The sequence below is a fragment of the Alteromonas infernus genome (assembly GCF_902705815.1).
In genome coordinates this window covers 1-25,489 of the sequence record NZ_CACSIG010000023.1, presented here as the reverse complement: position 1 = coordinate 25,489, position 25,489 = coordinate 1, and the positions used below count along the sequence as shown (strand labels likewise).

Annotated in this window: 21 protein-coding genes and 1 pseudogene; 9 read left to right on the top strand and 13 right to left on the bottom strand. The window is 44.8% G+C overall.

Annotated elements, in window-relative coordinates; all coding sequences use genetic code 11:
* Positions 1 to 327 precede the first annotated feature (327 nt).
* Both gloA and glpQ read left to right on the top strand, forming a co-directional pair.
* A complete protein-coding gene (gloA, locus tag ACX5J7_RS06415) occupies positions 328 to 735 on the top strand; it encodes a lactoylglutathione lyase (protein WP_012517806.1) in 408 nt (135 codons plus the stop codon).
* 128 nt (positions 736 to 863) lie between these two features.
* A complete protein-coding gene (gene glpQ / locus ACX5J7_RS06410) occupies positions 864 to 2,024 on the top strand; it encodes a glycerophosphodiester phosphodiesterase (RefSeq protein WP_498706533.1) in 1,161 nt (386 codons plus the stop codon).
* Between the two features lie 93 nt (positions 2,025 to 2,117).
* Here the strand turns inward: glpQ and ACX5J7_RS06405 are convergent, their stop codons facing one another.
* Entirely contained in the window at positions 2,118 to 2,990 is an 873-nt protein-coding gene (locus ACX5J7_RS06405) for a flagellar protein MotY (RefSeq protein WP_012517804.1), read from the bottom strand.
* Positions 2,991 to 3,379: 389 nt separating this feature from the next.
* Here ACX5J7_RS06405 and rnt point away from each other — a divergent pair, with 389 nt between their 5' ends.
* A complete protein-coding gene (rnt, locus tag ACX5J7_RS06400; protein WP_071951067.1) occupies positions 3,380 to 4,012 on the top strand; it encodes a ribonuclease T in 633 nt (210 codons plus the stop codon).
* A 121-nt stretch (positions 4,013 to 4,133) separates the two neighbouring features.
* Here rnt and ACX5J7_RS06395 read toward each other — a convergent pair.
* A pseudogene (locus ACX5J7_RS06395) lies at positions 4,134 to 4,740 on the bottom strand (peroxiredoxin).
* Between the two features lie 275 nt (positions 4,741 to 5,015).
* On the opposite strand from ACX5J7_RS06395, the gene ACX5J7_RS06390 reads away from it, so the two are divergent.
* On the top strand, positions 5,016 to 5,210 hold the full coding sequence (locus ACX5J7_RS06390) for a bacterioferritin-associated ferredoxin (protein ID WP_012517801.1): 195 nt from the start codon (positions 5,016 to 5,018) through the stop codon (positions 5,208 to 5,210).
* A gap of 117 nt (positions 5,211 to 5,327) precedes the next feature.
* Here ACX5J7_RS06390 and ACX5J7_RS06385 read toward each other — a convergent pair whose 3' ends face one another.
* The 5 genes from ACX5J7_RS06385 to ACX5J7_RS06365 form a co-directional block, all read right to left on the bottom strand.
* Positions 5,328 to 8,375, bottom strand: coding sequence for a TonB-dependent receptor domain-containing protein (locus tag ACX5J7_RS06385; RefSeq protein ID WP_498706506.1), 3,048 nt, complete (start codon positions 8,373 to 8,375; stop codon positions 5,328 to 5,330).
* 99 nt (positions 8,376 to 8,474) lie between these two features.
* Complete coding sequence (locus tag ACX5J7_RS06380) at positions 8,475 to 9,443, bottom strand: FecR family protein (RefSeq protein ID WP_498706504.1); 969 nt, start codon at positions 9,441 to 9,443, stop codon at positions 8,475 to 8,477.
* 89 nt (positions 9,444 to 9,532) lie between these two features.
* A complete protein-coding gene (locus ACX5J7_RS06375) occupies positions 9,533 to 10,093 on the bottom strand; it encodes an RNA polymerase sigma factor (RefSeq protein ID WP_408607841.1) in 561 nt (186 codons plus the stop codon).
* 166 nt (positions 10,094 to 10,259) lie between these two features.
* On the bottom strand, positions 10,260 to 12,830 hold the full coding sequence (locus ACX5J7_RS06370; RefSeq protein ID WP_071958809.1) for a TonB-dependent receptor plug domain-containing protein: 2,571 nt from the start codon (positions 12,828 to 12,830) through the stop codon (positions 10,260 to 10,262).
* Positions 12,831 to 13,188: 358 nt separating this feature from the next.
* Entirely contained in the window at positions 13,189 to 13,539 is a 351-nt protein-coding gene (locus tag ACX5J7_RS06365) for a Grx4 family monothiol glutaredoxin (RefSeq protein WP_012517796.1), read from the bottom strand.
* A 348-nt stretch (positions 13,540 to 13,887) separates the two neighbouring features.
* Here ACX5J7_RS06365 and sodB point away from each other — a divergent pair, with 348 nt between their 5' ends.
* The 4 genes from sodB (at position 13,888) to ACX5J7_RS06345 (ending at position 19,552) form a co-directional block, all read left to right on the top strand.
* Positions 13,888 to 14,469 carry a superoxide dismutase [Fe] gene (gene sodB / locus ACX5J7_RS06360; protein WP_012517795.1) on the top strand — a complete coding sequence of 194 codons (582 nt, stop codon included), beginning with the start codon at positions 13,888 to 13,890 and terminating at the stop codon, positions 14,467 to 14,469.
* A 240-nt stretch (positions 14,470 to 14,709) separates the two neighbouring features.
* A complete protein-coding gene (locus ACX5J7_RS06355) occupies positions 14,710 to 16,632 on the top strand; it encodes a PrkA family serine protein kinase (protein ID WP_015066618.1) in 1,923 nt (640 codons plus the stop codon).
* 84 nt (positions 16,633 to 16,716) lie between these two features.
* Positions 16,717 to 18,003 (top strand): YeaH/YhbH family protein, encoded by a 1,287-nt coding sequence (locus tag ACX5J7_RS06350; RefSeq protein ID WP_015066617.1) that lies wholly within the window; start codon positions 16,717 to 16,719, stop codon positions 18,001 to 18,003.
* Between the two features lies 1 nt (position 18,004).
* The gene (locus ACX5J7_RS06345; RefSeq protein ID WP_474376384.1) at positions 18,005 to 19,552 is read left to right on the top strand and encodes a SpoVR family protein; all 1,548 of its coding nucleotides are present in this window, start codon (positions 18,005 to 18,007) and stop codon (positions 19,550 to 19,552) included.
* A gap of 29 nt (positions 19,553 to 19,581) precedes the next feature.
* On the opposite strand, the gene ACX5J7_RS06340 is transcribed toward ACX5J7_RS06345, so the two are convergent.
* The 3 genes from ACX5J7_RS06340 to prmB all read right to left on the bottom strand — a co-directional run bounded on the left by ACX5J7_RS06340 (position 19,582) and on the right by prmB (position 22,989).
* A complete protein-coding gene (locus tag ACX5J7_RS06340; RefSeq protein WP_498706502.1) occupies positions 19,582 to 20,799 on the bottom strand; it encodes an MFS transporter in 1,218 nt (405 codons plus the stop codon).
* Positions 20,800 to 20,946: 147 nt separating this feature from the next.
* Entirely contained in the window at positions 20,947 to 22,044 is a 1,098-nt protein-coding gene (gene aroC / locus ACX5J7_RS06335) for a chorismate synthase (RefSeq protein WP_012517790.1), read from the bottom strand.
* 9 nt (positions 22,045 to 22,053) lie between these two features.
* Positions 22,054 to 22,989 carry a 50S ribosomal protein L3 N(5)-glutamine methyltransferase gene (gene prmB / locus ACX5J7_RS06330; RefSeq protein WP_043959999.1) on the bottom strand — a complete coding sequence of 312 codons (936 nt, stop codon included), beginning with the start codon at positions 22,987 to 22,989 and terminating at the stop codon, positions 22,054 to 22,056.
* Between the two features lie 152 nt (positions 22,990 to 23,141).
* Between prmB and smrB the strand changes: the two genes are divergently transcribed.
* Entirely contained in the window at positions 23,142 to 23,792 is a 651-nt protein-coding gene (gene smrB, locus ACX5J7_RS06325; RefSeq protein ID WP_141153577.1) for an endonuclease SmrB, read from the top strand.
* Positions 23,793 to 23,822: 30 nt separating this feature from the next.
* Here the strand turns inward: smrB and ACX5J7_RS06320 are convergent, their stop codons facing one another.
* From ACX5J7_RS06320 to ACX5J7_RS06310, 3 genes are all read right to left on the bottom strand, one after another.
* A complete protein-coding gene (locus ACX5J7_RS06320; protein WP_012517787.1) occupies positions 23,823 to 23,948 on the bottom strand; it encodes a hypothetical protein in 126 nt (41 codons plus the stop codon).
* Positions 23,949 to 24,129: 181 nt separating this feature from the next.
* On the bottom strand, positions 24,130 to 24,549 hold the full coding sequence (locus ACX5J7_RS06315) for a hypothetical protein (protein ID WP_020743136.1): 420 nt from the start codon (positions 24,547 to 24,549) through the stop codon (positions 24,130 to 24,132).
* Positions 24,550 to 24,644: 95 nt separating this feature from the next.
* On the bottom strand, positions 24,645 to 25,103 hold the full coding sequence (locus ACX5J7_RS06310; protein ID WP_020743135.1) for a hypothetical protein: 459 nt from the start codon (positions 25,101 to 25,103) through the stop codon (positions 24,645 to 24,647).
* Positions 25,104 to 25,489: the final 386 nt, after the last annotated feature.

The following is a 25,489-nucleotide window of genomic DNA, read 5'->3' as shown; positions in this document are numbered from 1 at the left end:
AGCATAAAACATATCTAGAGCGGGATTGAAGGTACAGGTAAACCAACGCGATGTCCAACCTTTTCTCGATTATTTTTGGTCACGGCGCTTGTTAGCGTATTTTATTTATCGATGTACGTGCTTTTTAGCGGGCTAGGAAAAATTGTAATGCTGTCTTAAAGCGTTAACATTCACCTCTTAATATAAGTACGTGGTGTCTTTAGCTAACTCTCTGATTACACTAAAAAGCTGTTTCTAATACGGTTTCTTGACGTAAGCAACATTCAACACGCGCTAATATTGTATTATGTCCTTAGCTTTTACTTTCGTCACTAATAGGAGTTTGTTATGCGAATGCTTCACACCATGCTTCGAGTTGAAAACTTGGAAGCGTCTTTACACTTTTATACCTCACTTATGGGGATGCGCCTATTGCGCCAGTCTGAGAACAAAGAGTACGAATACACGCTGGCGTTTGTAGGCTACGGTGATGAGTCTGATAGCACAGTCTTAGAGCTTACCTACAACTGGGGCGACAATACTTACGAAAAAGGCGACGCTTATGGCCATATCGCCATTGAAGTTGATGATATCTATCGCTTCTGTGAGAACCTCGAAGCAAACGGCGCCGATGTTTATCGAAAACCAGGGCCGGTAAAAGGCGGTTCCACTGTTATAGCCTTTGTGCGCGACCCCGATGGTTACGCCATAGAGCTTATTCAAAACAAATCAATCTCGCTAGAACAGTCGCACTAATTATTCGTGCCTGTGGCTTGCATTGAAAGCATTTTTTCAGGCACGAATTATGGCTTCGGATTTATGGGCACAATGTAAGTTCATAGGTTACACGGCAGAGATAAATGACAACATGGAGCGATATTGTCATGCTACACAAACGCTTAGGCTTTTTTAAGAGCACGACGGCAATTGCCACGTCACACGTAAATTCAACACAGCAAACACATGGTGATTGGCTTGGGCGCTGTATTTATTGTGTTAGCGCTAAAGCGCGTAACATAATGCCCGCAATTGCACTGGCTGTTTCAAGCTACATAGCAGCTCCAACTTTGCATGCCGACACTCACGAACTGACAAGTGCTCAACGCTTCTCAGTCATCGCTCACCGCGGTGCTTCTGGCTACTTACCTGAGCATACTCTTGAAGCCGCTACCCTCGCCTTTTCTTTGAAACCTGACTTTATTGAACAAGATGTAGTTATTAGCAAAGATAATGTTCCCGTGGTGCTTCACGATATTCATTTAGAAACCGTGACGAACGTTGAAGCTGTCTACCCTAAGCGCCACCGAGCCGATGGCAGGTATTACGCGCGAGACTTTACCTTAGAAGAGTTACGAAACCTACGGGTTCACGAGCGAGCAAACAGCGATGGGAAACAAGTATTTGAAAATCGTTATCGCGGCCAACAGGCTCAGTTTACCCTTGCTACATTAGCAGAGCACTTTGAATTAATCAGTGAACTAAATCGCCAATTTGGTACTTCAGTAGGCGTTTACCCCGAAGTCAAATCGCCTGCTTTTCATAGTAACGAAGGGGTCGACGCTAGCAAAATTGTTATCGATATACTGAATACCTATGGCTTTGGTGGAGAAAGTGGCAACAGCTATCTTCAGTGTTTCGACTTCAAAGAGGTGAAACGCATTCGCGAAACACTAGGCTATAAAGGCAAAGTGGTTATGCTTATTGGCGAAAATGATTGGGGCGAAAGCGACACCGACTATGACTGGCTTCGCACTAAAGAGGGTATGGGCGAGGTAGCTTCTTATGCTGATGGCATTGGCCCATGGCTAGGCCACTTACTGAACAAGAAAGCAATGGCAGAAGGAAAATTAGAAGCGGCAAAATGGCTTGAATACGCCCATGATAATTCGCTGACCATTCATCCTTACACCTATCGCGAAGACGCTTTGCCTGCAGGCATGACAGGGACACAGTTGTTAGAAGCGTTAGAGAATGTAGCTAACGTCGACGGCGTGTTCACCGACCATGTTGTACCCGTTACCAGGTGGCGTGCACAAAAGGACTAAGCATTAAAGGTATGGGCGCTTTATACTCAAATGCAGTGTGTATGCGCATATTGGGTTAAAGCGTCTGGCGGTTAGGCACTGTAACTTAAAATGCTACGACTTAGAGAGCCTAACCACTACGCGACGGTTTTGGGCACGGCTTTCACGTGTATCGTTAGGCGCGATGTGACGTTTTTCGCCATGTCCGGTCAACTGAATTCTGTCTTCTGGCACACCTAGCGTGGTCAAGTAGCTCTTCACTTCGTTAGCCCGACGTATAGAAAGCTGCTCATTGTTCCATCGGCCACCATAGCTATCGGTATAGCCGTCTAATAGTACAAGTTCTAGCTCACTGTCTTCTTTCAAATACTCACCTATCATGGTTAAGCGTTTTTGCGAGTATTTGGTAAGTTCTGTGCTGTTGTTTTGATATGACAGTACGGTATAAGCAATGTCGTCGAAATTGAATGGCAGTAAGTTAGACACACACTTTACAAATTCTTGGTATACCCCAGAAAAGTTACTTGCATTTAATGCAACACTCACCTGATCGTACTTGTTGTACCAATCTTGGTAATAAATAGTGGGCCAGAAACCTTTTTCAAGTTCAGACAGCATTGTCCAAGCGGCGTCCTGCGGTAAGTCACCGTTGTACTGCTTGCGGATAGACATATCGGCTATAGGTTTTGGCGCTACGCCCGGCATCCACTTTGGTGGAACGGAATAAACGGCAGCCATATCGAATTTACTCGGTAGTAAATGCATGTCTAGCTCAAATTCCATATTCAATTGCTTTGACGCCGTGCTGGTAAACATAGCCTCGCCATAACCTGGTAATTCGTGGTTCAGTGTACACTGAAGACGTGTGTCGGAATCGATGCGCCAGTTGGAGCTTTCAATGGTCGCAGAATATTGTCGCATAGCAGCGTGGGAAGATAGCGACCCCACAATCCCCATCAAAGCGATATATTTTAATTTAGACACCATACTTCGACACCATAACGAAAATCAGACTAACACGGGTATGGGTTACGTTAACCGTCAACCACGTTTTCAACAACTTGCGAGTGCGCACACAAGCAAGTGAGCATTCGTCGGCATATCTATTTCAAGACAGGTACTAAAAGAACAAGAAATAGCGACGCACGTTAAGACGCTCTACATAACTATCGTCCAAAGTGTAGAAAAGTTTAGCGTTTAATACCATTCGCGTTTCAGGTTTTTGCTACTATCCTGATTTATAAACAATAGCGTTTCAATTGAAACTGGCAACTCGGTGGCATCCTTGCGATAATTCAGCTATTACATACATTTCGCATGTTGGTGCGCATTAACGCCACCAGCCAGTTTTCTCAATCTAGTCTACAAGAGTGTTTATGTCTGCCAACCCGCCCCTTCTTTCCCAGCGCTTTAGAGGTTATTTCCCCGTAGTTATTGATGTTGAAACTGCGGGCTTTAATGCGGGAACCGACGCCTTGCTGGAGCTCGCGGCAGTTACGGTAAAAATGGATGACGACGGCATTCTCCATCCCGATGAAACCTTTCACTACCATATAGATCCGTTTGAGGGCGCTAATCTAGAACCGGCAGCGTTGGAATTTAATGGCATCGATCCGAATTGCGCCTTGCGCGGGGCAATTGAAGAAAGTGAAGCCATGAAGGACTTATGCAAAGGTATCCGAAAGGCGCAAAAAAACGCTGATTGTCAGCGCTCGGTGATTGTTGCCCACAACGCCACTTTCGACCAGAGCTTTGTAAATGCGGCAATAGAGCGTTGTAACATCAAACGCACGCCGTTTCACCCGTTCGTCTCGTTTGATACCACCAGCCTTGCCGGCCTTGCGTTAGGGCAAACGGTGTTGGTTAAAGCCTGCCGCGCAGCGGGAATCGCTTTTGATCAAAGTGAAGCGCACAGCGCACTATACGATGCCCAAAAAACAACCGAACTATTTTGCTTTATGGTTAACCGGTACAAAGCATTAGGCGGATGGCCGGTAGAAAATGATTAAATGAACAAGGTATTTAAAATACTGGTATTCATACTGGGCTCACCCAACACGTTTTAATTTATAAGCTCAAACAAAAACAGCGCCTAAAAGCGCTGTTTTTTCTACTCTTTAAGTAGCTAGCTTACAGCTTGTCTGCTTCTTCAGATAGGTACTTAGCTACACCTTCAGGTGAGGCGTCCATACCAGATTTACCTTCAGTCCAGCCTGCAGGGCAAACTTCACCGTGCTCTTCGTGGAACGCCAGTGCATCAACCATACGCAGCATTTCATCAACGTTACGGCCAAGAGGAAGATCGTTAACCACTTGGTGACGCACCATACCTGCCTCGTCGATTAAAAACTGAACCGCGGAATGCAACACCATCTTCCGGATGCTCAACATCGTAAGCTTGACAGATATCGTGTTTAACATCAGCCACGAGAGTGTACTTAACTGGGCCAATACCACCTTGATTTACTGGGGTATTTCTCCAGGCATTGTGTGAGAATTGAGAGTCGATAGAAACACCGATCACTTCAACACCACGTTTTTTGAACTCGTCAAAACGCTTGTCAAAAGCAATCAGTTCAGAAGGACAAACGAAAGTGAAGTCTAGCGGATAGAAGAACACAACCGCTTTTTTACCTTTGATTGCTTCGCTTAACGTAAAAGAATCAACAATTTCACCGCTACCTAGTACCGCTGCAGCTGTAAAATCAGGTGCCGGACGGCCAACTAATACACTCATGAGTCTCTCCATTTATATGTGGATTGTAATAATAGAAGTGATTGCGTTGCGCGACCACTTGAAATAGATATTGCTAGCTTGGGAGATAGGTACGATTACTAAAATAACAATATTAAACAATGTGTTTTTTCACTGATCCTATCAATAGGGCTTGATTTGCTAAACTTTACGCACAGATTTTCATCATTTACCCTTTATTAAATTTGCCAATATCTACTTGCCAAACCAATGAATAGCAATTATTATCATTTACAGATTCATTTGGAGTACGTTTAATGTTTGTTTGCATGTGCTATGGGGTAACAGATAAAAGCATTCGCGCGGCGGTTGAAGAAAACGGCGTGGGAAATATGCGTGAGTTACGTCAACATTTAGAGCTTGGCTCGCAGTGCGGTAAGTGCATTACTATGGCACAACAAATTATTGACCAAACCATCATTGATGAATCATTATTTAAAGACGTAGGTTAAAGTAAGCAACCTAATACTTAACCTTTCCGGTCCCTTCTCCCTCTTGTAACGCGTTTCTTTGCTACGACACATTCAGCATATATATTGACACCAAAAGCAGCGGCCATTACCGCAGTGTTAATTAAAGGTGTATTCGATGCCTGCGTAATAAAAAGCGCCGTTAATGCCGCCTGGAGATGTAGGTGGATAAAGCGCGCCAACCTCGCCTTGAAACGGGTTTTCGTCAGGCAGTGCATCGAACAAGTTTTGCGCGCCTAGCGTAAGCTGAATGTGTGGTTGTACTTTCCAAGCGAGTTGCGCGTCAAACGTCGTTAATGCACTGCCGTATATATCCATTCCCGCCGATGCATCGAGGTGGTCTTCGTAAAACTCACCATAGTAGTTTAATCGCCATGTTAGCGCCCAGTTACCTTTGAGCTGCTCAAGGGTAACGCTTCCCCTGTGAGCCGGGAGGTTATCTTCTAGCATACGAATGCGCGACGGCGTTAAGTTAGGCAAAAGCTGCATTTCATCGTTAACTAGTGCAGGATAAAGCGTAAGGCGTTCCACCTGCGTATCTGTCCAGTTGTAAGCGAGTAATAACGCGTTAGCCCAGTCCTTATAAGAAAAACTGTAGTTTACAACTAAATCTACGCCCTGGGTCTTAGTGTCAAAATCATTAGTAAAGTATTTTGCTGCATTGTACTTAACTGCATCTGGCCTTCCCTGTGCAACCAACGCGCTAATATCTTGTTCAGTCAACGGAATCGCTGAGGTGGTACTGATGCGATCTGAGAGGCGAATATTGAAATAGTCGAGCGTTGCGAAAAAGTTGTCGCTTGCCTGCATGACCATGCCCAGACTGAAATTGACCGATTCTTCTGGCGTAAGTGGTGTCGCGCCGAGCTGTAATGAAATGAGGTCCGTTGGCGGCAAGGTGGCTTGGTCTTCAAGCCCATTAACGCCATAAGCAGTTGTTACATTAATCACGTTGCTCTGGCCCACTGTCGGCGCTTTAAAACCTGTATTAACTGAGCCTCGCAATGCAAAGGTGTCGTTAAGTTTATAACGCATGCTCAATTTGCCGTCAAAGGTAGAGCCAAAGTCACTAAAATGCTCAACTCGAGTAGCCAGTCCAACCTGCATCGCTTCAGTTATGAACAGCTCTACGTCGGCGTACAATGCCCAGTTATTGCGGCTCCAATGCCCAGCAGACTGAGGCTGATACCCTGGAAAACCGTTCGACCCAATCGAAAACCCTTCGCTTAACCCCAACGGAGGCTCAAGGGCAAAAGGCCCAGCAATGTAGGACGCTTCATCACCGGCTTTCTGGAAATAGGTTTCTTTGCGCCATTCAGCACCGAGGCCTATGCTAATTGGGTCTTCAAAAATGGATTGAATGAGCTTGCTAAAATCGAGGTTAAGGGTTCGCTCCACTTGTGATACGCCGCCTGGCGAAAAAGAAGTGGGTGTCTGGGGCCCTAACGACGGGTTTACCGTATTCGATATGGTGTACTCGATATCACTGTAACCTAAAGTGGCACTCGCATCCATCGCCCAACCTTTGGGCAATTCATGTCTTATTCCCATGGCCAGCGAGGCATCGGTAATGGTGCCGCCAAATTTTGGCGTGAAACCGCCTGGAAACCACTCATTAAAAGCAAAACAATTTGCCCCAAGTTCGGTGGTGTTATCAGCTATTCGCTGATAATCAGGGTCTTGCAATACGTTGTTAGTAGAAAGCGTAATAGACGGGCACGCTATGCCGTTTTCCAATCCATCTAAATCCGCCACAATTAAACGGCTTTCCCCTGTGTTGGGGTCAGTTCGGCTAAACACGCCTTCTCGAGTTTGCGGGTTTCGAAAATAGAAACCACCGGTTATTTTCCGTCTTGCTGCTGTAGCAAAACTATAAAATTCTGTTAAGTGAGAAATAGCAGTGCCGGCATTTAAGGCTAGTTTGATATCTTCGTTAACGTCTAATGCGCCCCAAACTTGAGACGGCGTTTGGATAAATGTATTACCTTGTTCGATAAGCGCCTGTGCATCACTGCGCTGTACAGAACGAGAGGTGCCGTTTTGCTGCCTGTACTCAGCCGTTGCATTTAAAAAGCCTTTATCGCCTATGGCAAACCCGTTGTTAAGCTGTATTTGAAAAAGCTCGCCATCACCTTCACTGTACCCACCTAACTTAAGGGCAACGCTCCCCCCTTCTCGCGCATCTTTTAGCACAAAGTTAATAACGCCTGCGATAGCATCGGAACCGTATTGTGCGGATGCACCATCTCGCAGCACCTCAACTTGCTTTAACGCATAAGCAGGTATAACTGATATATCAGGCCCTTGTGCACCGTCAGACAGGCCACCGCCGAGAAAGGTAATAACCGCAGATCGGTGTCTACGCTTCCCGTTAAGTAATAACAACGTGTGATCTGACGACATGCCTCTTAAATTCGCAGGTCTTACAAGGCTACTGGCATCGTTAATCGGCTGGTCATTAACATTTAATGACGGCACCATCACGCTAAGCATAGAAAGCACGTCACTATTCCCTTGCGAACGCAGCGCCTTCGAACCAATAACATCAAGGGGAACCGGAGAGTCTACTGCACTTCGCGGCGCATTTCTGGTGCCAACTACCGCAATTTTTTCCAAGCCATTATTGCCCTCTTCTGACGCTTTTTCTTCCTTGTTCGCCTGGTTAGCCTTCGCTAGTAACGACGAGCGGGAGCGAATACTCAGCATACCCGCTTCATCCACGACAACGGCAAGTTCCGTATCTTTTAAAAGTTGAGACAAGGCTTCGTTAAGCGTAAACGTGCCTTCAAGGGCATTCGTTTTCACTTTTTTAGCTAAATCAAACGGAAATAACAAAGTGGTATTGGCCTGTTTTGCAAGCTCCGTAAGGGCCTCATTGGCATTTTGCGCAGGAATGGAAAAACTAAACTCGTTAATTGATGTTTGTGGTTGCGTGGCTGTAACTTGGGTGGTTTGTGCGTACACAAGAGGGGCATGTGTAAAAAGCAAAAACAAAGTAGGCACAATGTGCATAGGCGCTTTTACTGAGCGAAACACCACTATTTCGCCTCTTTTTTGCGAAAAGCACCAAGCCAGCCATGCAAAAGCATGCAGCTTTTCTATTGCTTTATTAGGTTGCCTGCTTGTTGCAATGTTGCTCTGTTGCACGATTTAAATTCGATGTGCTTATTATTCTGATTATATTGTCACATTAAATAATTTGATGCCAACTAGGAATAGGAGAAAGCCCCTAAGTTTCAGAAGTTTTTAACTCTCCGCTAGTTTAAGCTCAATACTCGTGTCGGTGACTTTCTCGTAGTTGATGTTAAAGCTACTTTTTAACGCCGATAGTAGGCCGTCAATGTCACCCACTTTAAAATAACCCGCTACGCGGCGTTTGCGTAAGCTCTCATCAGAAATATGAAAGCGTACCGGCGTATAGCGGCCTATTTCAGCGAGAACCGCGTCTAAAGGCTCTCCTTTAAATACGATCATGCCTTGTTGCCAAGCTAAATCATCATCGATGTCGTTTTGAGACAAACTTTCACGGGCTTCAACTTTGCCTTGTACCTTAGCCTTTTCACCCGCAAACATAAGTAAACCTTCATCGGCAACAGGGCGCTTTGTGAACAGCGATTCATTAGATGCTGAAGCTTTAAAACGATCTTTAACTAATACTTTTCCGTCGGTCACTACGAGTTCAAAAGCGTTATCATCTACATACTGCATATTAAACGCTGTACCCACCGCAGTAACGGTATTGTTGCCGGCGGTAACAGAAAAAGGCCGCGTTTTATCGTGGGCGACTTCAAAATGCGCCTCACCCTTAAGCAGCACAATGTTTCTCACCGCTGACGAAAAGTCCACTGTAACCACTGAGTTAGTATTTAGGTGCATTTTTGAACCATCGGCAAGAGTGACATTTTTCTGTTCACCCACACCGGTTTGTACTTTTTGACTTACCGCTGCAAACTCAGGAGTAGCGTCTAACCATGTGCGTTGAACCACAACGCCTACGGCGATTGCCATTACTAAAAACGTCGCCGCTATCCCCCACATTGCGCTCTTAGAAACGCTGTGTTTTTTCGCTGATTGACGGGACGTCGGTTGAGGGAATAGACCACTTAGTTCATTCAGCACCGACATATCATCCCACAAGCTTGCGGCTTCAAGCAGCGCCTGCCGGTGTGCGTTACTTTCGGATAACCACGCGTCTAATTCTGTTTTTTTCTTCACTTTTTAAGCCGCGATCGAGACGGCTTATCCAAAGGCAAGCTTGCTCTTGGATATCTTCTTTGCTTGAAAACTGGCGAATATTGTTCATGTTAACTACGGCTTATGTCCTGAGTCGCGGTAGCAGTGGCACGGGGGGATGCACTGTCCTTTGAAAGCTCAGCTAAATATCTAGAGCACATCATTAAACCTTTGGCGACATGCTTCTCTACGGTGCTTTCGCTTAGCCCCACAAGCTCTGCAATCTCTTTTTGTCGCATGCCATATACTTTTTTCAACAAAAATACGCGTTTTACATCAGCTGACAGCGTGTCTGTCGCTCGGCAAAAATGAATAAAGCGCTCTTTGCTTTCTACGTTTTTTTCTAAACTGTGCCCTACAAGCTCATAAGGCAAAATATCCATGTCATCAAGCTGCTGCTTGTTTTTATTTTCAGCTTTAGCAACATGGTTCAGCGCTAGGTTACGCGCTGTTTTAAGCATATATGTCCGTTCGTATTGTATTTCTTGTTTTAATTCTGCTTCGTAGCTTTTTATAAAAGCTTCTTGGACTATATCTTCAATGTCGTCGGCGCCAACAATAGAACCTACCGCGCGCATTAGCTTAGAGCGGTATTTTAAAAAGGTTTCAGCTACTGTCGACTTTCTTGTCATAATAATAAAAGTTGTGTGTTTCGATTTGCTTACATTGGCATCAATAATGCCTGTTTCTTTATCATTTTTCACGCAAATGATACTCGAATAAGAAAATAAAAGGGGAGCTAATGCTCCCCTTCACTTCGAAACATTTGTGAAAGTTGTTTTTCGCTAGTGCTAGCGATTAAAAAGTGTAAACACCTCTTAGATAATAGAAGCCACCGTTGATACCGATTGGTGAGGTTGTTGGATACAACGAACCTGCAATACCGGCGTACTGTGTATTCTCATCTGGGTATTCATCAAAGGCGTTTTTCGCACCTACGGTTACAGTGAGCTCTTCAGTGAAGTTGTAAGCCACTTCTAAGTCCACAGTAAATTCTGAACCTACTTTATCAATAGGAAGCGCAGAATCTAAGTGATCTTCAAAGATGCTACCGTAATAGTTCAAGCGTGCAAGGAAGCGCCAATCACCATTTGTGTGGTTCGCCGTCGCACTGTAACGCACCGCTGGAAGGTTATCTTCTAGCATGCGAATACGGAAGTCAGAGATATTCTCCGACGCACGGTCTACTTCTGTCGACGTCCAGTTATAAGCAAGTGAGAACTTAGTTTCACCACCCATCATTTCCATCGCATAGTTCGCTACAACGTCAACACCTTCAGTAGTGGTGTCGAAATCGTTAGTAAAGAAGCTAATCTCAGAGAAGCTAGACGCATCGTTGATACCTTGCGCGAGAAGCGTCGCAATATCTTCTTCAGTTAGCGCAATACCCGATGCAGTACTGATACGGTCAGTAAGTTCAATGTTGTAGTAATCTGCAGTAATGAATAAACCATTTTCAAAGTCTGCTACCACACCAAACGTAATGCTTTCTGACTCTTCAGGCGTTAACTGCTCACCACCTTTAAGCTGTGATACTGGATCAGTGGGTGGTAGTGTTGCACGGTCGATTAGCTGTCCATCCGTACCAAACGCTGTGGTTACGTTACGTACATTACTTTGACCCAGCGTCGGTGCTTTAAAGCCAGTTGAGAACGCACCGCGGAACGCGATGTTCTCAAGCGCTTGCCAACGGAAAGCAATCTTCCCTTTCGTTGTATTGCCGAAATCAGAAAAATCTTCGTAACGTAGCGCACCCGCTAGCATGAAGTTTTCCGTGATGTACGCTTCTGCGTCAACGTAAAGCGCGATATTGTTGCGGGACACACGACCTTGGCTATTGGCCGCCAAGCCAGGGAAACCATTTGAGCCAATGCCAAAGCCTTGTGTCGCCAGCGGACCTATTTCATAAGAGGCAGTATCACCTGCAAAACTCTCATAACTTTCGTTGCGGTATTGGAAACCAGTCGCTACGAATAGCGGCTCATACAAACCAACATCGAAAGGTTTGGTAAAATCAATATCAAGGGTTTGCTCAGATTGTGTATAACGACCTGGGCTAAACTCGAACGGTGTTTCTGGGCCTAAAGACGGGTTGATTGTGTTGCTAATCGCGAAATCAACTTCGTTTTGACCAAGGTTTAGACTCACGTCATACGTGATATCGTTCTCTAATTCGCCTTTGGTACCGAATACAAGTGACATGTCGGTAACTGTACCGCCGAAACGAGGGGTGAAACCACCTGGAAGAATTTCGTTAAATGCAAAACAGTCTGGGTTATTTGCAACTTGGTTTATGTACGTAGGATTTTCTAAAACGTTGTCGCCTACTACGATATCGGTTGGACAATTACCTGACATATCGCCAGTTAAATCACCAACTAGAAGTAGCTGCTCGCCATCTTCATTCGTACCGCCGTCGTTTACACCACCACGATTGTGTGGGTTACGATAATAGAAACCGCCTTCAACTTCACGCTCAGCGAAGTTACCGAAAATATAGGCTTCAGACGTATCAGATAGCTCGACACCCGCGTTAGCAAAAAGCTTAATGTCGTGTTTTATTTCAGGCGAACCCCAAATTTGTGCAGGGTCTGCAACAAAGGTGTTGCCCGCCGCTATAAGCGCAGCTGCATCGTCACGCTGAATGCTACGAGAGGTATCGTCGGCAGTACGGTATTCGGCTGATAGGTTAATAAACCCATTTTCTGATAGTGGAAGACCCACGTTACCAGAAAGTTGAATCATGTCGCCGTCGCCTTCATAGTATGAGCCATAACGGGCTTCAAAGGAGCCGCCTTCTGACGCGTCATTAAGTACGAAGTTAATTACACCTGCAATGGCATCTGAACCGTACTGCGCTGCTGCGCCATCACGAAGAACTTCTACCTGCTTAAGTGCCGCTGCCGGAATAACAGAGATATCTGGGCCTTGTGCACCGTCAGAAAGACCACCACCTAGGAAAGTGATTACCGCAGAACGGTGACGACGCTTACCGTTAACCAACACTAGGGTGTGGTCAGATGCCATACCGCGAAGGTTAGCTGGGCGTACAAGCGTTGATGCATCATTGATTGGCTGGTCGTTCACGTTAAAAGACGGCACAACAGTTTGCATCATAGATACCATATCGGTGGCACCCTGCTGCTTAAACTCTTCGTCCGAAATAATATCAATTGGAACCGCTGAGTCAGCTACAGAGCGAGGCGCTGCGCGTGAGCCAACGACGGCAATTTGTTCGTAATCTTCAGCTTTTGCACTTTCTTCTGCTTCTTGCGCATAAACAGGTGCTGTAGCCATTACTGAAAACGCAGCAGATGCAGCTAGAACGCCGCGCACGTTTTTAGTCAATAAAGACAAGGTTGTATTCATGGTGGTTTCCCGGAGTTTCTCTATGAGTACCTTTTGCGTGTTTCACACATAAGCCTTTAGCGTTTTTCACACACAAGAAAAGTACTCAGAGTAGTTGTTATTTTATACCTTCAACACTGACTTACTTGCGGTCAGATGAACCTTTTTATAGAACGCAAGATATTAAAAAACAAACCTTTTTCTACAAAATAAATATATTTTTTCAGGCCGTAGAGGATTTTGATTTCTGACCTGTCTATATAGTTTTACGGGAATGAATGTGGCGGGTTTTACGCGGTTTTCAATGAAAAAAACCGGCACAAGACCGGCTTTCTAATCGTCATTTACAATCCCCAAAATCGGGCAAGGTCGAGAAGATTTACTCTTCTTCTTTGAACTTCTCAGCGGTCTCTTTAATAAGCGGCTGTAGCTCGTTTTGCTGAAACATTTCAATAATGATATCGCAACCACCAACAAGCTCACCTTCAACCCACAATTGTGGGAACGTTGGCCAATTCGCGTATTTAGGAAGTTCAGCGCGAATATCAGGGTTTTGAAGAATATCTACATAAGCAAATGGTTCGCCACATGACATCAACGCTTGCGATGCTTGTGAAGAAAAGCCACAGCTAGGTAGTTTAGGAGAACCTTTCATGTACAACAAAATTGGGTTTTCTTCGATTTGCTGCTTGATTCTATCCAGCGTTGATTGATTTTCAGTATTATCCATTTGATTCCTCTGAGCACAAAAGTGTATTCCCAGTAGATGGGAATGCATGAATGATTTATCAAGGCGAAGGGTATCATAAATTTATATTTAATAACCGAACAGTGAATTGATCTTTTCATTCTCTGAAACGCTATCTACCAATACATTGGATGGCTATTTACCAAGACAAAATAGGTTTTGAAAAAAAATTCACATTTTTGTCATTGAGTTATATAACTTTATCCCCACATTTAAGATATGCTTTAGCGTCTAAAGCGGTATATTCAATCAAGGGTTGATATGCACTTATTGAACAGGCGAAGATAAGTGTGCTTTAGATTACAATACTAAACCAACATGGAGACCGTCATGGCTTTTGAACTACCAGCATTACCATACGAACAAAATGCACTAGAACCACATATTTCTGCTGAAACGCTTGAGTATCACTACGGCAAGCACCACGCTACTTATGTAACTAAGCTAAACGGCCTAGTTGAAGGTACTGACATGGAAAACAAAAGCCTAGAAGAAATCATTAAATCTTCTGAAGGCGGTGTTTTCAACAACGCAGCGCAGGTGTGGAACCACACGTTCTACTGGAATTGCCTAAGTCCGAATGGCGGCGGCGAACCTACAGGTGAACTCGCTGACGCAATTAACGCGAAATGGGGCTCATTTGCAGACTTCCAAGCTGCGTTTAACGACAAAGCAGTTAATAACTTTGGTTCAAGCTGGACATGGCTAGTTAAAACTGCTGACGGCAGCCTAGACATCGTTAATACCAGCAACGCTGAAACGCCTATTTCTGGCGATGACCTAACACCAGTACTTACTGTTGATCTATGGGAACACGCTTACTACATCGATTACCGTAACGCGCGTCCTAAGTACCTAGAAAACTTCTGGGCACTAGTTAATTGGGAATTCGCAAGCAAAAACTTTGCGTAAGCCTGACGCCTCAGTATAGAACTTAATAGGTTCTATAACGCGTTTAAAAATACGAATGAAAGCCCCGCATATCAGCGGGGCTTTTTTTGTTGTGTTCATTCTTTTAAGTGACACTAAATTCTTATTAAAGTTGCAATTTTCATTAGACGAAAAGATTAAAAACTATACACATTAATTACTATCCTTTTCCCAAATACCGACTAAGCTGAAATTACGGGGTTCCGTATTTAAGGGGTATTCATGGGTATTTTTGAACACTATCAAAGTCGCTATGAAGAGCGAAAACAGGAAGAGTTCACCATTGGGGAGTTCCTTGAAATTTGTAAGGAAGATCAAAGCGCTTATGCAAACGCTGCAGAACGTTTGCTAAAGGCTATCGGTGAGCCAGAACTAATTGACACTGCCAACGACCCGGCACTAAGCCGCATTTTCTCAAACCGCGTTATTTCTCGTTATCCAGCTTTCTCAGAATTCTATGGTATGGAAGAAGCCATAGAGCAAATCGTTTCTTATCTTAAGCACGCCGCACAGGGACTTGAAGAGAAGAAACAAATTCTTTATTTACTCGGCCCTGTGGGCGGCGGTAAGTCCTCGCTAGCCGAGAGACTAAAAGAACTGATGCAGCATGTACCTATTTACATGCTAAAAGGCTCGCCAGTAAACGACCATCCTTTCTGTTTATTTGATGTCAAAGAAGACGGCGACATTCTAGAAAAAGAATACGGCATTCCTAAGCGCTATTTAAAAACCATCATGTCACCGTGGGCGCGTAAGCGCCTGCATGAATTTAATGGCGATATTACTCAATTTAAAGTTGTTCGGGTTTATCCTTCAGTACTCGACCAAGTGGGCATAGCGAAAACCGAGCCTGGGGACGAGAACAATCAAGATATTTCGGCGCTAGTGGGTAAGGTGGACATTCGCCGCTTAGAGCAGTATGCACAAAATGACCCTGACGCCTATAGCTACTCTGGTTCTTTGTGTAAAGCCAATCAGGGGTTAATGGAATTTGTCGAAATGTTTAAAGCGCCGATTAAGGTGCTGCATCCACTATTAACCGCCACACAAGAAGGTAACTACAACCCAACGGAAGGCTTCTCTGCCCTTCCCTTCGATGGACTAATTCTTGCCCATTCAAATGAGTCGGAGTGGCAAGCGTTTAGGAATAATAAGAATAACGAGGCATTTCTTGACCGGGTTTACATTGTAAAAGTGCCATACTGCCTGCGGGTAAGTGAAGAAATTCATATTTACAAAAAGCTCCTTGATAGCAGTGAGCTTAATGGCGCGCCCTGCGCCCCTGACACGCTAGAGTGCTTAGCACAGTTTACCGTGTTATCTCGCTTGAAAGAGCCAGAGAACTCCAGTTTGTTCTCAAAAATGCGGGTATACGATGGCGAGAGCCTGAAAGACACCGACCCTAAAGCCAAGTCTTATCAAGAATACCGCGATTACGCCGGTGTTGATGAAGGCATGGAAGGGTTATCCACCCGCTTTGCCTTTAAGATTCTATCTCGCGTGTTTAACTTCGATCATCAAGAAGTAGCAGCGAATCCGGTTCATCTTTTCTATGTGTTGGAGCGCCAAATTGAGCGGGAACAGTTCCCTCAAGAAACCGCGGATAAGTATTTAGAGTTCTTGAAAGGCTACCTAATTCCCCGCTACGTGGAATTCATTGGCAAAGAAATTCAAACGGCTTATTTAGAGTCGTATTCTGAATATGGGCAAAATCTGTTTGACCGCTATGTGACGTATGCCGATTTCTGGATTCAGGACCAAGAGTATCGCGACCCCGAAACCGGGCAGCTGTTTGACAGAGCATCGCTAAATGCAGAGTTAGAGAAAACCGAGAAGCCCGCCGGTATTAGCAACCCCAAAGACTTCCGTAACGAAATAGTAAACTTTGTGCTTCGGGCACGTGCGAATAATGCAGGCAAAAACCCTGCGTGGACAAGTTATGAAAAACTGCGCACCGTCATTGAGAAAAAAATGTTCTCAAATACGGAAGACTTATTGCCGGTGATTTCGTTTAACACCAAAGGTTCTGCAGAAGAGCAGAAAAAGCATGACGACTTCGTAAACCGTATGACCGAAAAAGGCTATACGCAAAAGCAAGTTCGACTGCTTTGTGAATGGTACCTTCGCGTACGTAAAGCGTCTTAGCGCTAGACGTACGTGGTGCTTAAGCGCGTGTAAACGCGCTTCAGCACTGGTATTTGTAGTTCACAACAAGACAAGCAGGTGTGTATGGCGCATTTTATTGACCGAAGGCTTAATAGCAAAGGCAAGAGCACGGTAAACCGCCAACGTTTTATTAAACGCTATAAACAGCAGATAAAACGCGCGGTATCTGATGCTGTGGGTAAACGTTCTGTAACCGATCTAGATTCTGGCGAAAAGATTAGCATTCCAGCCAGGGATATTTCTGAGCCTATTTTCCATACCGGCCGCGGTGGCAGCAGAGATATTGTACACCCTGGCAATGACCAGTTTATTGCTGGGGATAAAATTGACAGGCCGCCAGGTGGCAAAGGGCAAGGTGGTGGTGAAGGCGATGCCAGTAACGAAGGAGAAGGTCAGGACGAGTTTGTTTTTTCCATTTCTAAAGATGAATATTTAGATCTTCTTTTTGAAGACTTAGCGCTACCTAATTTGAAGAAAAACCAATTTGATAAAGTCACGCAGTATGAAACCTACCGCGCGGGTTATCAAACTGATGGCGTGCCAAGTAATTTAGATATTGTACGCTCGCTCAAAGGTTCAGTGGCAAGACGCATTGCGCTTAGCGGCAGCGATAAAAGAAAGCTTAGAGAGCTTGAAGAAAAACTGGCGCAACTTATTGATGATAAGCACGACAATACGTTAGCGATAAAAGCGCTAGAAGAAGAAATTGATGTATTAAAAGCAAAAATTGCGCGGGTGCCCTTCATCGACACCTTTGATCTACGCTTCAAAAACTATGACAAACGCCCACTTCCCTCTAGTAAAGCTGTGATGTTTTGTTTAATGGATGTCTCGGGCTCTATGGACCAAGCCACTAAAGATATGGCAAAGCGGTTCTACATTCTGCTGTATTTATTTTTAACCCGTACTTATGAAAACGTAGATGTGGTCTATATCCGCCACCACACGCAAGCGAAGGAGGTAGATGAACAAGAGTTTTTCTACTCGCAAGAAACCGGCGGCACCATTGTTTCAAGTGCGTTGAAACTGATGGACGAAGTGGTTCGTGAGCGCTACAGCGATGGAAATTGGAATATTTACGCAGCACAGGCGTCTGACGGTGATAACTGGGCTGATGACTCGCCCCAGTGTCGCGATTTACTTACCGCCAAACTATTACCTGCCACTCGCTATTACGCTTATATCGAAATAACCGAAAGGCAGCACCAAAGTTTGTGGCGTGAATACGAAAAAGTTGCCGCTACTCACGACAACTTTGTATGTAAGCACATACAATCGCAGGCTGACATCTACCCTGTGTTCAGAGAGCTATTCAAACGCTCGGAACAAGATGCGCTGCAAGGAGCCTAATATGACCGCAGATGCAATTGCAAAAGAAAATGGCAAACCTGAATCATCACAACGACATGTGTTAAGCGACGGCCCCGACTGGACATTTCCGCTTATCGAAGAATATGAGGAACACATCGATCGCATCGCTAAAAAGTTCAAGCTTGATACCTACCCCAATCAAATTGAGGTCATTACCGCCGAGCAAATGATGGATGCCTACGCCAGCATAGGCATGCCGCTTAACTATACCCACTGGAGCTTTGGTAAAAAGTTTATTCAAACCGAGCAGCAATACCGTCGCGGGCAGATGGGGCTTGCATACGAAATAGTCATTAACTCTGACCCCTGCATTGCCTATTTAATGGAAGAGAACACCATTACCATGCAAGCCTTAGTCATGGCCCACGCATGCTATGGACACAATTCGTTTTTCAAAGGCAACTATCTATTTGAGACATGGACTGACGCCAGCTCTATTATCGATTACTTAGTATTTGCTAAAAACTATATTGCTAAATGCGAGCAAAAGTACGGCTATGAAGACGTAGAAAATATGCTCGACTCCTGCCATGCACTGATGAATTACGGCGTTGACCGCTACAAACGCCCGCAAAAGATTTCATTGCAAGAAGAGAAGAACAGGCAGGAAGAACGCGAAGCCTACCTTCAATCCCAGGTGAACGAACTATGGCGCACACTGCCTAATAGCCCGCACAGTCAACACAAAGAAAAAATTCGTTTTCCTCAAGAGCCCCAAGAAAACCTGCTTTATTTCATTGAAAAAAACGCGCCACTTCTAGAGCCTTGGCAGCGTGAAATTGTGCGTATTGTGCGCAAAGTTTCACAGTATTTTTATCCGCAGAAACAAACCCAGGTAATGAACGAAGGCTGGGCCTGTTTTTGGCACTATCATATTTTAAATGAGATGTATGATGAGGGTTTAGTAAGCGACCGCTTTATGATGGAGTTTTTACACAGCCATTCCAGTGTGGTTATGCAGCCTGAATACAATAGCCCTTATTATTCAGGCATCAACCCTTACGCCCTTGGTTTCTCGATGTTTATGGATATCAAGCGCGTATGTCAGTCACCCACGGAAGAAGATTATAAATATCTACCGAGTATTGCGGGTAAAGACTGGCTGAAAACCGTGCATTTCGCCATGGAAAACTTTAAAGACGAAAGTTTTATCAGCCAGTTTTTATCGCCAAAAGTGATTCGTGATTTCAAGCTTTTTTCACTGGAAGACGACACCTCCCAACCCTTTATCAGCGTAAGTGCTATTCACGATGAATTAGGCTATCAAACCATTAAAGAAAAACTTTCGGCACAATACAACCTGAGCAATTTAGAGCCAAATATACAGGTACACAATGTGGATGTTAGAGGCGACCGGTCGCTAACTCTTCGCTACATTCCACAGCGCGGTGTTCCGCTAGGCGACTCGAAAGATGAAGTAATGCGTCATTTACACAGGCTTTGGAAGTTCGATGTACGTCTTGAACAAGACAATGGTGATGACGGCGTTGACGTAATATCGGAGTGTAAACGCACACCGCAGGCTTGAGCCTGCGGTTTACTTTTTTTCAATAGCTGTTAAACCGCTTTGGACTCGTCCATGTCCTTTTTGGAACACAGCAACAGAGATAACGCGCCCACAATAGCGAAAACCGCTGCGGTGAAAAAGGTTTCATAGGCGTTTGTTCCTTGCTGCCATTGTTGCCCAGCCATGTAATTGCCAAACGCACCGCCCAGCCCGAACGCTACACTTATATACACGGCTTGCCCTCGGCTATGATACGCCTTCGGCAAGAACTGGTGAATAAAGTGCACCGATACCGCATGGGTTAACCCAAAGCTTAATGTATGAATAAGCTGGCTTAATACGATCACCATAAAGCTGTCAGCAAATGCCGCCATCACATACCAACGTAACCCTGTGAGCGCGATACTTAAGAATAATAAATTCCACACACCAAATTGACTAATAAGCCTGCGGGCAACCAAAAATATCCCCACTTCGGCAAGTACCCCTAGCGCTATAAAGATGCCGGTCTGTTGTCCGCTGTAGTCAAGGTCTCGCATGTAAAGAGCAAAAAAGCCGTAATACGCGCCGAAGCTAATTTGCAGACAGGCAGAAGCGAAGATAAAAATAGCAAAAGGTTTTTGCTTAGCGTACTTCCAAATACTGCCCGCCGTAGACGATTCAGGCGCTGCTTCTTTCGGAGCGCGTATAAACAAGGTACTAATAAATAAAAGTGCAAGTACACCAACACTGGCATGCACAGGAGTATCAGTAGAAAAAATATCTAGGGCCTTACCCACACCTACCGTTAAACAGATAAATCCAACACTTCCCCATAGCCTTATTTGCCCATAGGTAGCCTTGGTTTTCGCCACTGTGTTCATAGTGATGACTTCAAGCTGAGGCAATACCGCTGTCCAAAACATCATCATAAGGCCGAACGCCAGCGTAAGCCCCCAGAAACTGGTGAAGTAAAATACCGAACTGAAAGTGAGTACTGTAAGAAAGCAGCCTAAACGCATGACGCCTATAGCGTTTCCCGTTTTATCAGCAACGCCTGCCCACAAGCCTGGGCCTAAAATACGAGCTAGGGTAATGACGGCAAAAAGCTCACCAATTTCGGCAGAAGAAAAGCCCCGCCCATCGAGAAAGATCCCCAAGTATGGAACAAGTACGCCAAGTTGTCCGAAGTAAAGCCAGTAGGTAATAGCAAGGATAAAGAGCGCAGTTTTACTGCTTGCTGCGCCTGTCTCAGCGCTTCTTGCTTCGTTTTGACCATTAGGTGACAAATCACATCTCCATATGCAAAAACGCCACTAGCGCAAAACGGGCAGTGGCGAATAGTGAGAATATTTAGCGCAACACGAAGGTAATGCTGCGCGTTTTACCAAATCGCGTAGATAATACGATTAAGCTTAGTGGTAATTAAAAAAACGCTATGCCTGACCCGCAATTGGCTTAGTCGTCGATAGCACACCTGTATTTTGTGCGCGGTGGCGTAACAAGTGATCCATTAATACCAGCGCAAGCATGGCTTCTGCAATGGGTACAGCGCGAATACCCACACAAGGGTCGTGACGACCTTTGGTGACAATATCAATTTCTTCATTGTCTTTATTGATAGTTTTACCCGGTACCGAAATGCTCGAGGTCGGTTTAAGTGCCATGTGCACTTCAATATCTTGGCCGGTAGAAATGCCGCCTAATACGCCACCTGCATGGTTTGACGAAAACCCTTCAGGGGTTAGCGTATCGCGGTGTTCACTGCCTTTTTGATTGATAACATCAAAACCATCGCCAATTTCAACGCCTTTCACCGCGTTAATCCCCATCATGGCGTGGGCAATTTCAGCATCTAACCTATCGAACACAGGCTCGCCAAGGCCAACTGGCACGTTCTTCGCCACAACTGAAACTTTTGCGCCAATACTGTCGCCAGACTTTTTCAGGTCGCGCATGTATTCGTCCAGCGCATCTAACTTAGACTCATCTGGGCAGAAAAACGGGTTGGTATTGGTAACGCTGTGATCGACCTTATCAACGGTAACAGGGCCAAGCTGAGACAAATACCCCAACACCTCGATACCATGCACTTCTTTCAGGTACTTCTTCGCGATACCGCCAGCAGCTACGCGAATAGCTGTTTCGCGGGCTGACGAGCGACCACCACCGCGATAGTCACGGCTACCGTATTTTTGATCGTAGGTGTAATCAGCATGACCTGGGCGGAAGCGGTCTTTAATATTGCCGTAATCTTGGCTTCGCTGATCTTTATTTTTAATCAACAAACCAATACTAGTGCCTGTAGTCTTGCCTTCAAATACGCCAGATAGAATTTGTACTTCGTCGTCTTCTCTTCGCGCTGTGGTATAGCGAGAAGTGCCTGGCTTGCGTCGGTCTAAATCAACCTGCAAGTCTTCTTCTGTAATTTCGAGTCCTGGAGGGCAACCATCTACCACGCCACCAATGGCGATGCCGTGGCTTTCGCCAAACGTGGTTACAGTGAAAAGTTTTCCGAAGCTGTTACCTGACATAATTAACTATCAATCCTTACTACTAAAATACTGTACGAGTGTGTCTTTGCGCACGGCGAAGATACCTGAACCGCCGTTTTCAAACTCAAGCCAAATGACTTCCAAACCCGAGAACCTTTCACTCATGTGAACTTCGCTGTTGCCTACCTCTACAAATAGCCAGCCGCCGTCGTTAAGATAGGTTGGCGCCTCTTTAAGCATTATATCAACGAGATCTAAACCGTCGTCGCCTGCGGCTAGGGCCAGCTCTGGCTCGTGATGATATTCTTCTGGCAAGTCAGCCATGTCTTCTGCATCTACATAAGGCGGGTTAGACACGATGAGGTCGTACTTTTGTCCTGCTAAGCTTGAAAACAAATCTGATTGAATGGGGTACACGCGGTGACTTAGCCCATGCTCCTGAATATTGATGTCGGCGACTTCTAATGCATCCGTGCTGATATCTACGGCATCCACCTGAGCTTCTGGATAAGCATGAGCAAGCGCGATAGCAATACACGCACCGCCCGTACACATATCTAGAATATTGGCGGGTGTTGATTCAACAAAGGGGGCAAATTCATTTTGAATAAGTTCAGCAAATGGCGAACGGGGTATAAGCACGCGCTCATCTACATAAAATGGCATACCGCAGAACCATGCTTCGTTAGTAATATAAGGCAATGGCATGCGGGTTTGAACACGCTTTAATACAAGCTCGGCAATTTTTTCCCGTTCACTTCTCGTTAAACGGGAGTTTAAAACATTTTCACCCGCCTGCTCAAAAATGGGATGAGGTAAATGCAACGCCTGCATAACGAGGCTCGTCGCTTCATCCCACGCATTGTCAGTACCATGACCAAAATACAAAGCGGCATCGTTAAAACGGCTGGTTGCCCATCGTGTCATATCTAACAGGGTATGCAGATCTTCAATGGCTTCTTCAAGGTAAAACTTATCGGTCATGGCGTTTGGGTACATCAAAAATTTCAAAGCTGGTATCATACCCAAACTTCATACCGATTCACATAATTAACTACGTAGCGAATCTTTCTATTCGTTATAATTTAAGCGTTTTGAATTATTAAACTCGAGTTTATTTACCCAAGCTATTGTTGATGAAAACCTTTAAAAAAGAACTCAAAGCATTAAAAAAGCAGCTTTCTGAACCTAAGCGCCAAACTGGACTAGCTAGGCAAGGGCACGCGAGTAATCGAAACGACTCTATAAGTGCCGAGGAAGAGACCTTCTCATTTGCCGATGCAATGCAGGGAATCACGCCTTTATCGCAAGATAAAGTTGAGCCTGATAAGCAAGTTGAATTATTTAAGAAGTCGCAGCAAGTAAAAGGTAAACACCTAAAACACAGCAAGCAACTAGCGGCGAGCTTCGACTTTTCCGATATGTATCAAGCCGCACTGCCTCAAGAAGGGCCTATGCGCTTTTGCCAAGAGAGTGAATCGACTCACATCTTAAAACAACTGCGCCGCGGTGATTATTCACCGGAAATGACGTTAGACCTACATGGCCTAACTCGTGAGATGGCAAAAGCAGAGCTTGCTGCGCTTATCCACACTGCCAGAAAAGACTTGATAGATTGCGTTTGCGTCATGCACGGCTTCGGTCAGGGCGTGTTAAAAGCTGCCCTGCCCCATTACTTAGTCCAGCACCCTCACGTACGAGCGTTTCATCAAGCCCCACTGGAGTACGGCGGGCAAGCCGCACTGTTAGTGCTTATCGACATACCGCTTCAAAACAATAAACGTTAATTTGCGCTAGCCCAACCACAAAGTGGCGATTTATTTGTCTTCATCAGCACTGTTGTGCATAAAAAGATAAGTGTAATACATCATCATCGCGACGATAATGCCTATTCCTAGCAGTGAGCCCCATACCACTGGGTCTTTCATCATAGTCCACAACATAATTGGTCTCCTCTTTAACTAAGTGAATAATAGAAGAGGCTTTGTGTAGAGGTTGTGATCTAGATCAATAGTGAAAATTAGCTTATCGGCAACGTTTTGAATGTTTGATCTAGGTCAAATTGAGGTTTTCATTTAAGCTTCATGAAGGCAACCTAAGTGCTGGTATCTGAAATTATTGACGTTATCGCGACCCGAATCGGTTAAAAATATTCAGTTCGTTTTCGCTTCCTAACATCAACTCAGCAGACCTACAGAGTGTTTCCATCGATTCACTAACTTTCATATCAAAGTTGGAAGGCGTGGCTTTTAAACTGTGTTGAAAAATTTTGGCGTTGGTGTGTGTCGCTAGAAGCAAAAAGCCAAGGCAGCCATAAGATTTTAAAAAAGGTAATCGAGTGCAGAGTTGCTTTGCAGCAGTATGGGTGACTGTAAGGTTTTTGTCGGGGATGGAGAAAATGACCCAACGCTCCCGCTTTCTTCCCTCTTTCACAATCTCATCAAACCATTCGTCAACTGTTCTATCGTCATATACATTACTGGGTATATCAAATAGCACATTATTGACGTTGAAAAAACGGTACTGATGCTGACTTCCTACCATGGCTATCTCCTGTCATGCCTTTATAGAATTGATAAGAAGCGTTCTTATACTTAGATCATTTAAAAGGAAAGCAATGAAGTGGCATAAGGTAACTACTACCTAGTAATATTCCTGCTTTGATAGACGTTGTGCCTTTGCATACCACTAGCAATTTTCTCAACTAACCAGTCTGATGCCGCTGAACTATCGCTAAAGAATTGAAAAGGTAGCGTAGATGCGTCGTAAATTTTAGACCAAAACTTCTGCTGTAACGCGAGCCCTTCTGTCTCATGAAGTACTACCGCAGTGGCAACAAGTCCTGAATCAACGGCTTCATCCACAATCAATTGTGCATCTGCTGTAGCTTCCATAGGCGCTAAGGCTAAGCCGTGAACGTTAACTAAGCTGGCCCAACAAGGCACTTGGATCTTTTCTCTCTCAGCACCCACTACGCGTTGATATTTAAGAATAAACTCTAAATTAAAAGGCCCGCTTAGGCTGATGGAAAGAATCCGCTTCTCTTGAAGAAAGTGAGCATGGACATCACCATGCGCGCTAAACTTTTTATTCACCATAAATTCACTATCGCTACGCTTCCTAAATCTGATCAAACATCATCAACAGCAATGCTTAAAGTATAAAGCAGGAATTGAGATTGCGCCTGTTAGTTGTCGTAGAAAACCTTAAATACAATAAGCGGAAAGTAAGAAGGAAAATAAAAACAAAAAGCTATTGCAAATCATTCTCATTTGCACTATCTTGTAAATGCCTGTTCGACGTGAGTTAAAAAAACGGTCTTGGCTTAGCGTCGCTGGGGGATAGACGCCCGTCTATCCCCCATTTTTTCTTATTCCTATCAGCGTATTACCTCTTACTTTTTCTTGTTCTAATGTTAATGCTTTTTATCAGTGGCATATCGAGTAGGGTGAGGCGTCACCGCCTCATCCCTCTCACAGAACCG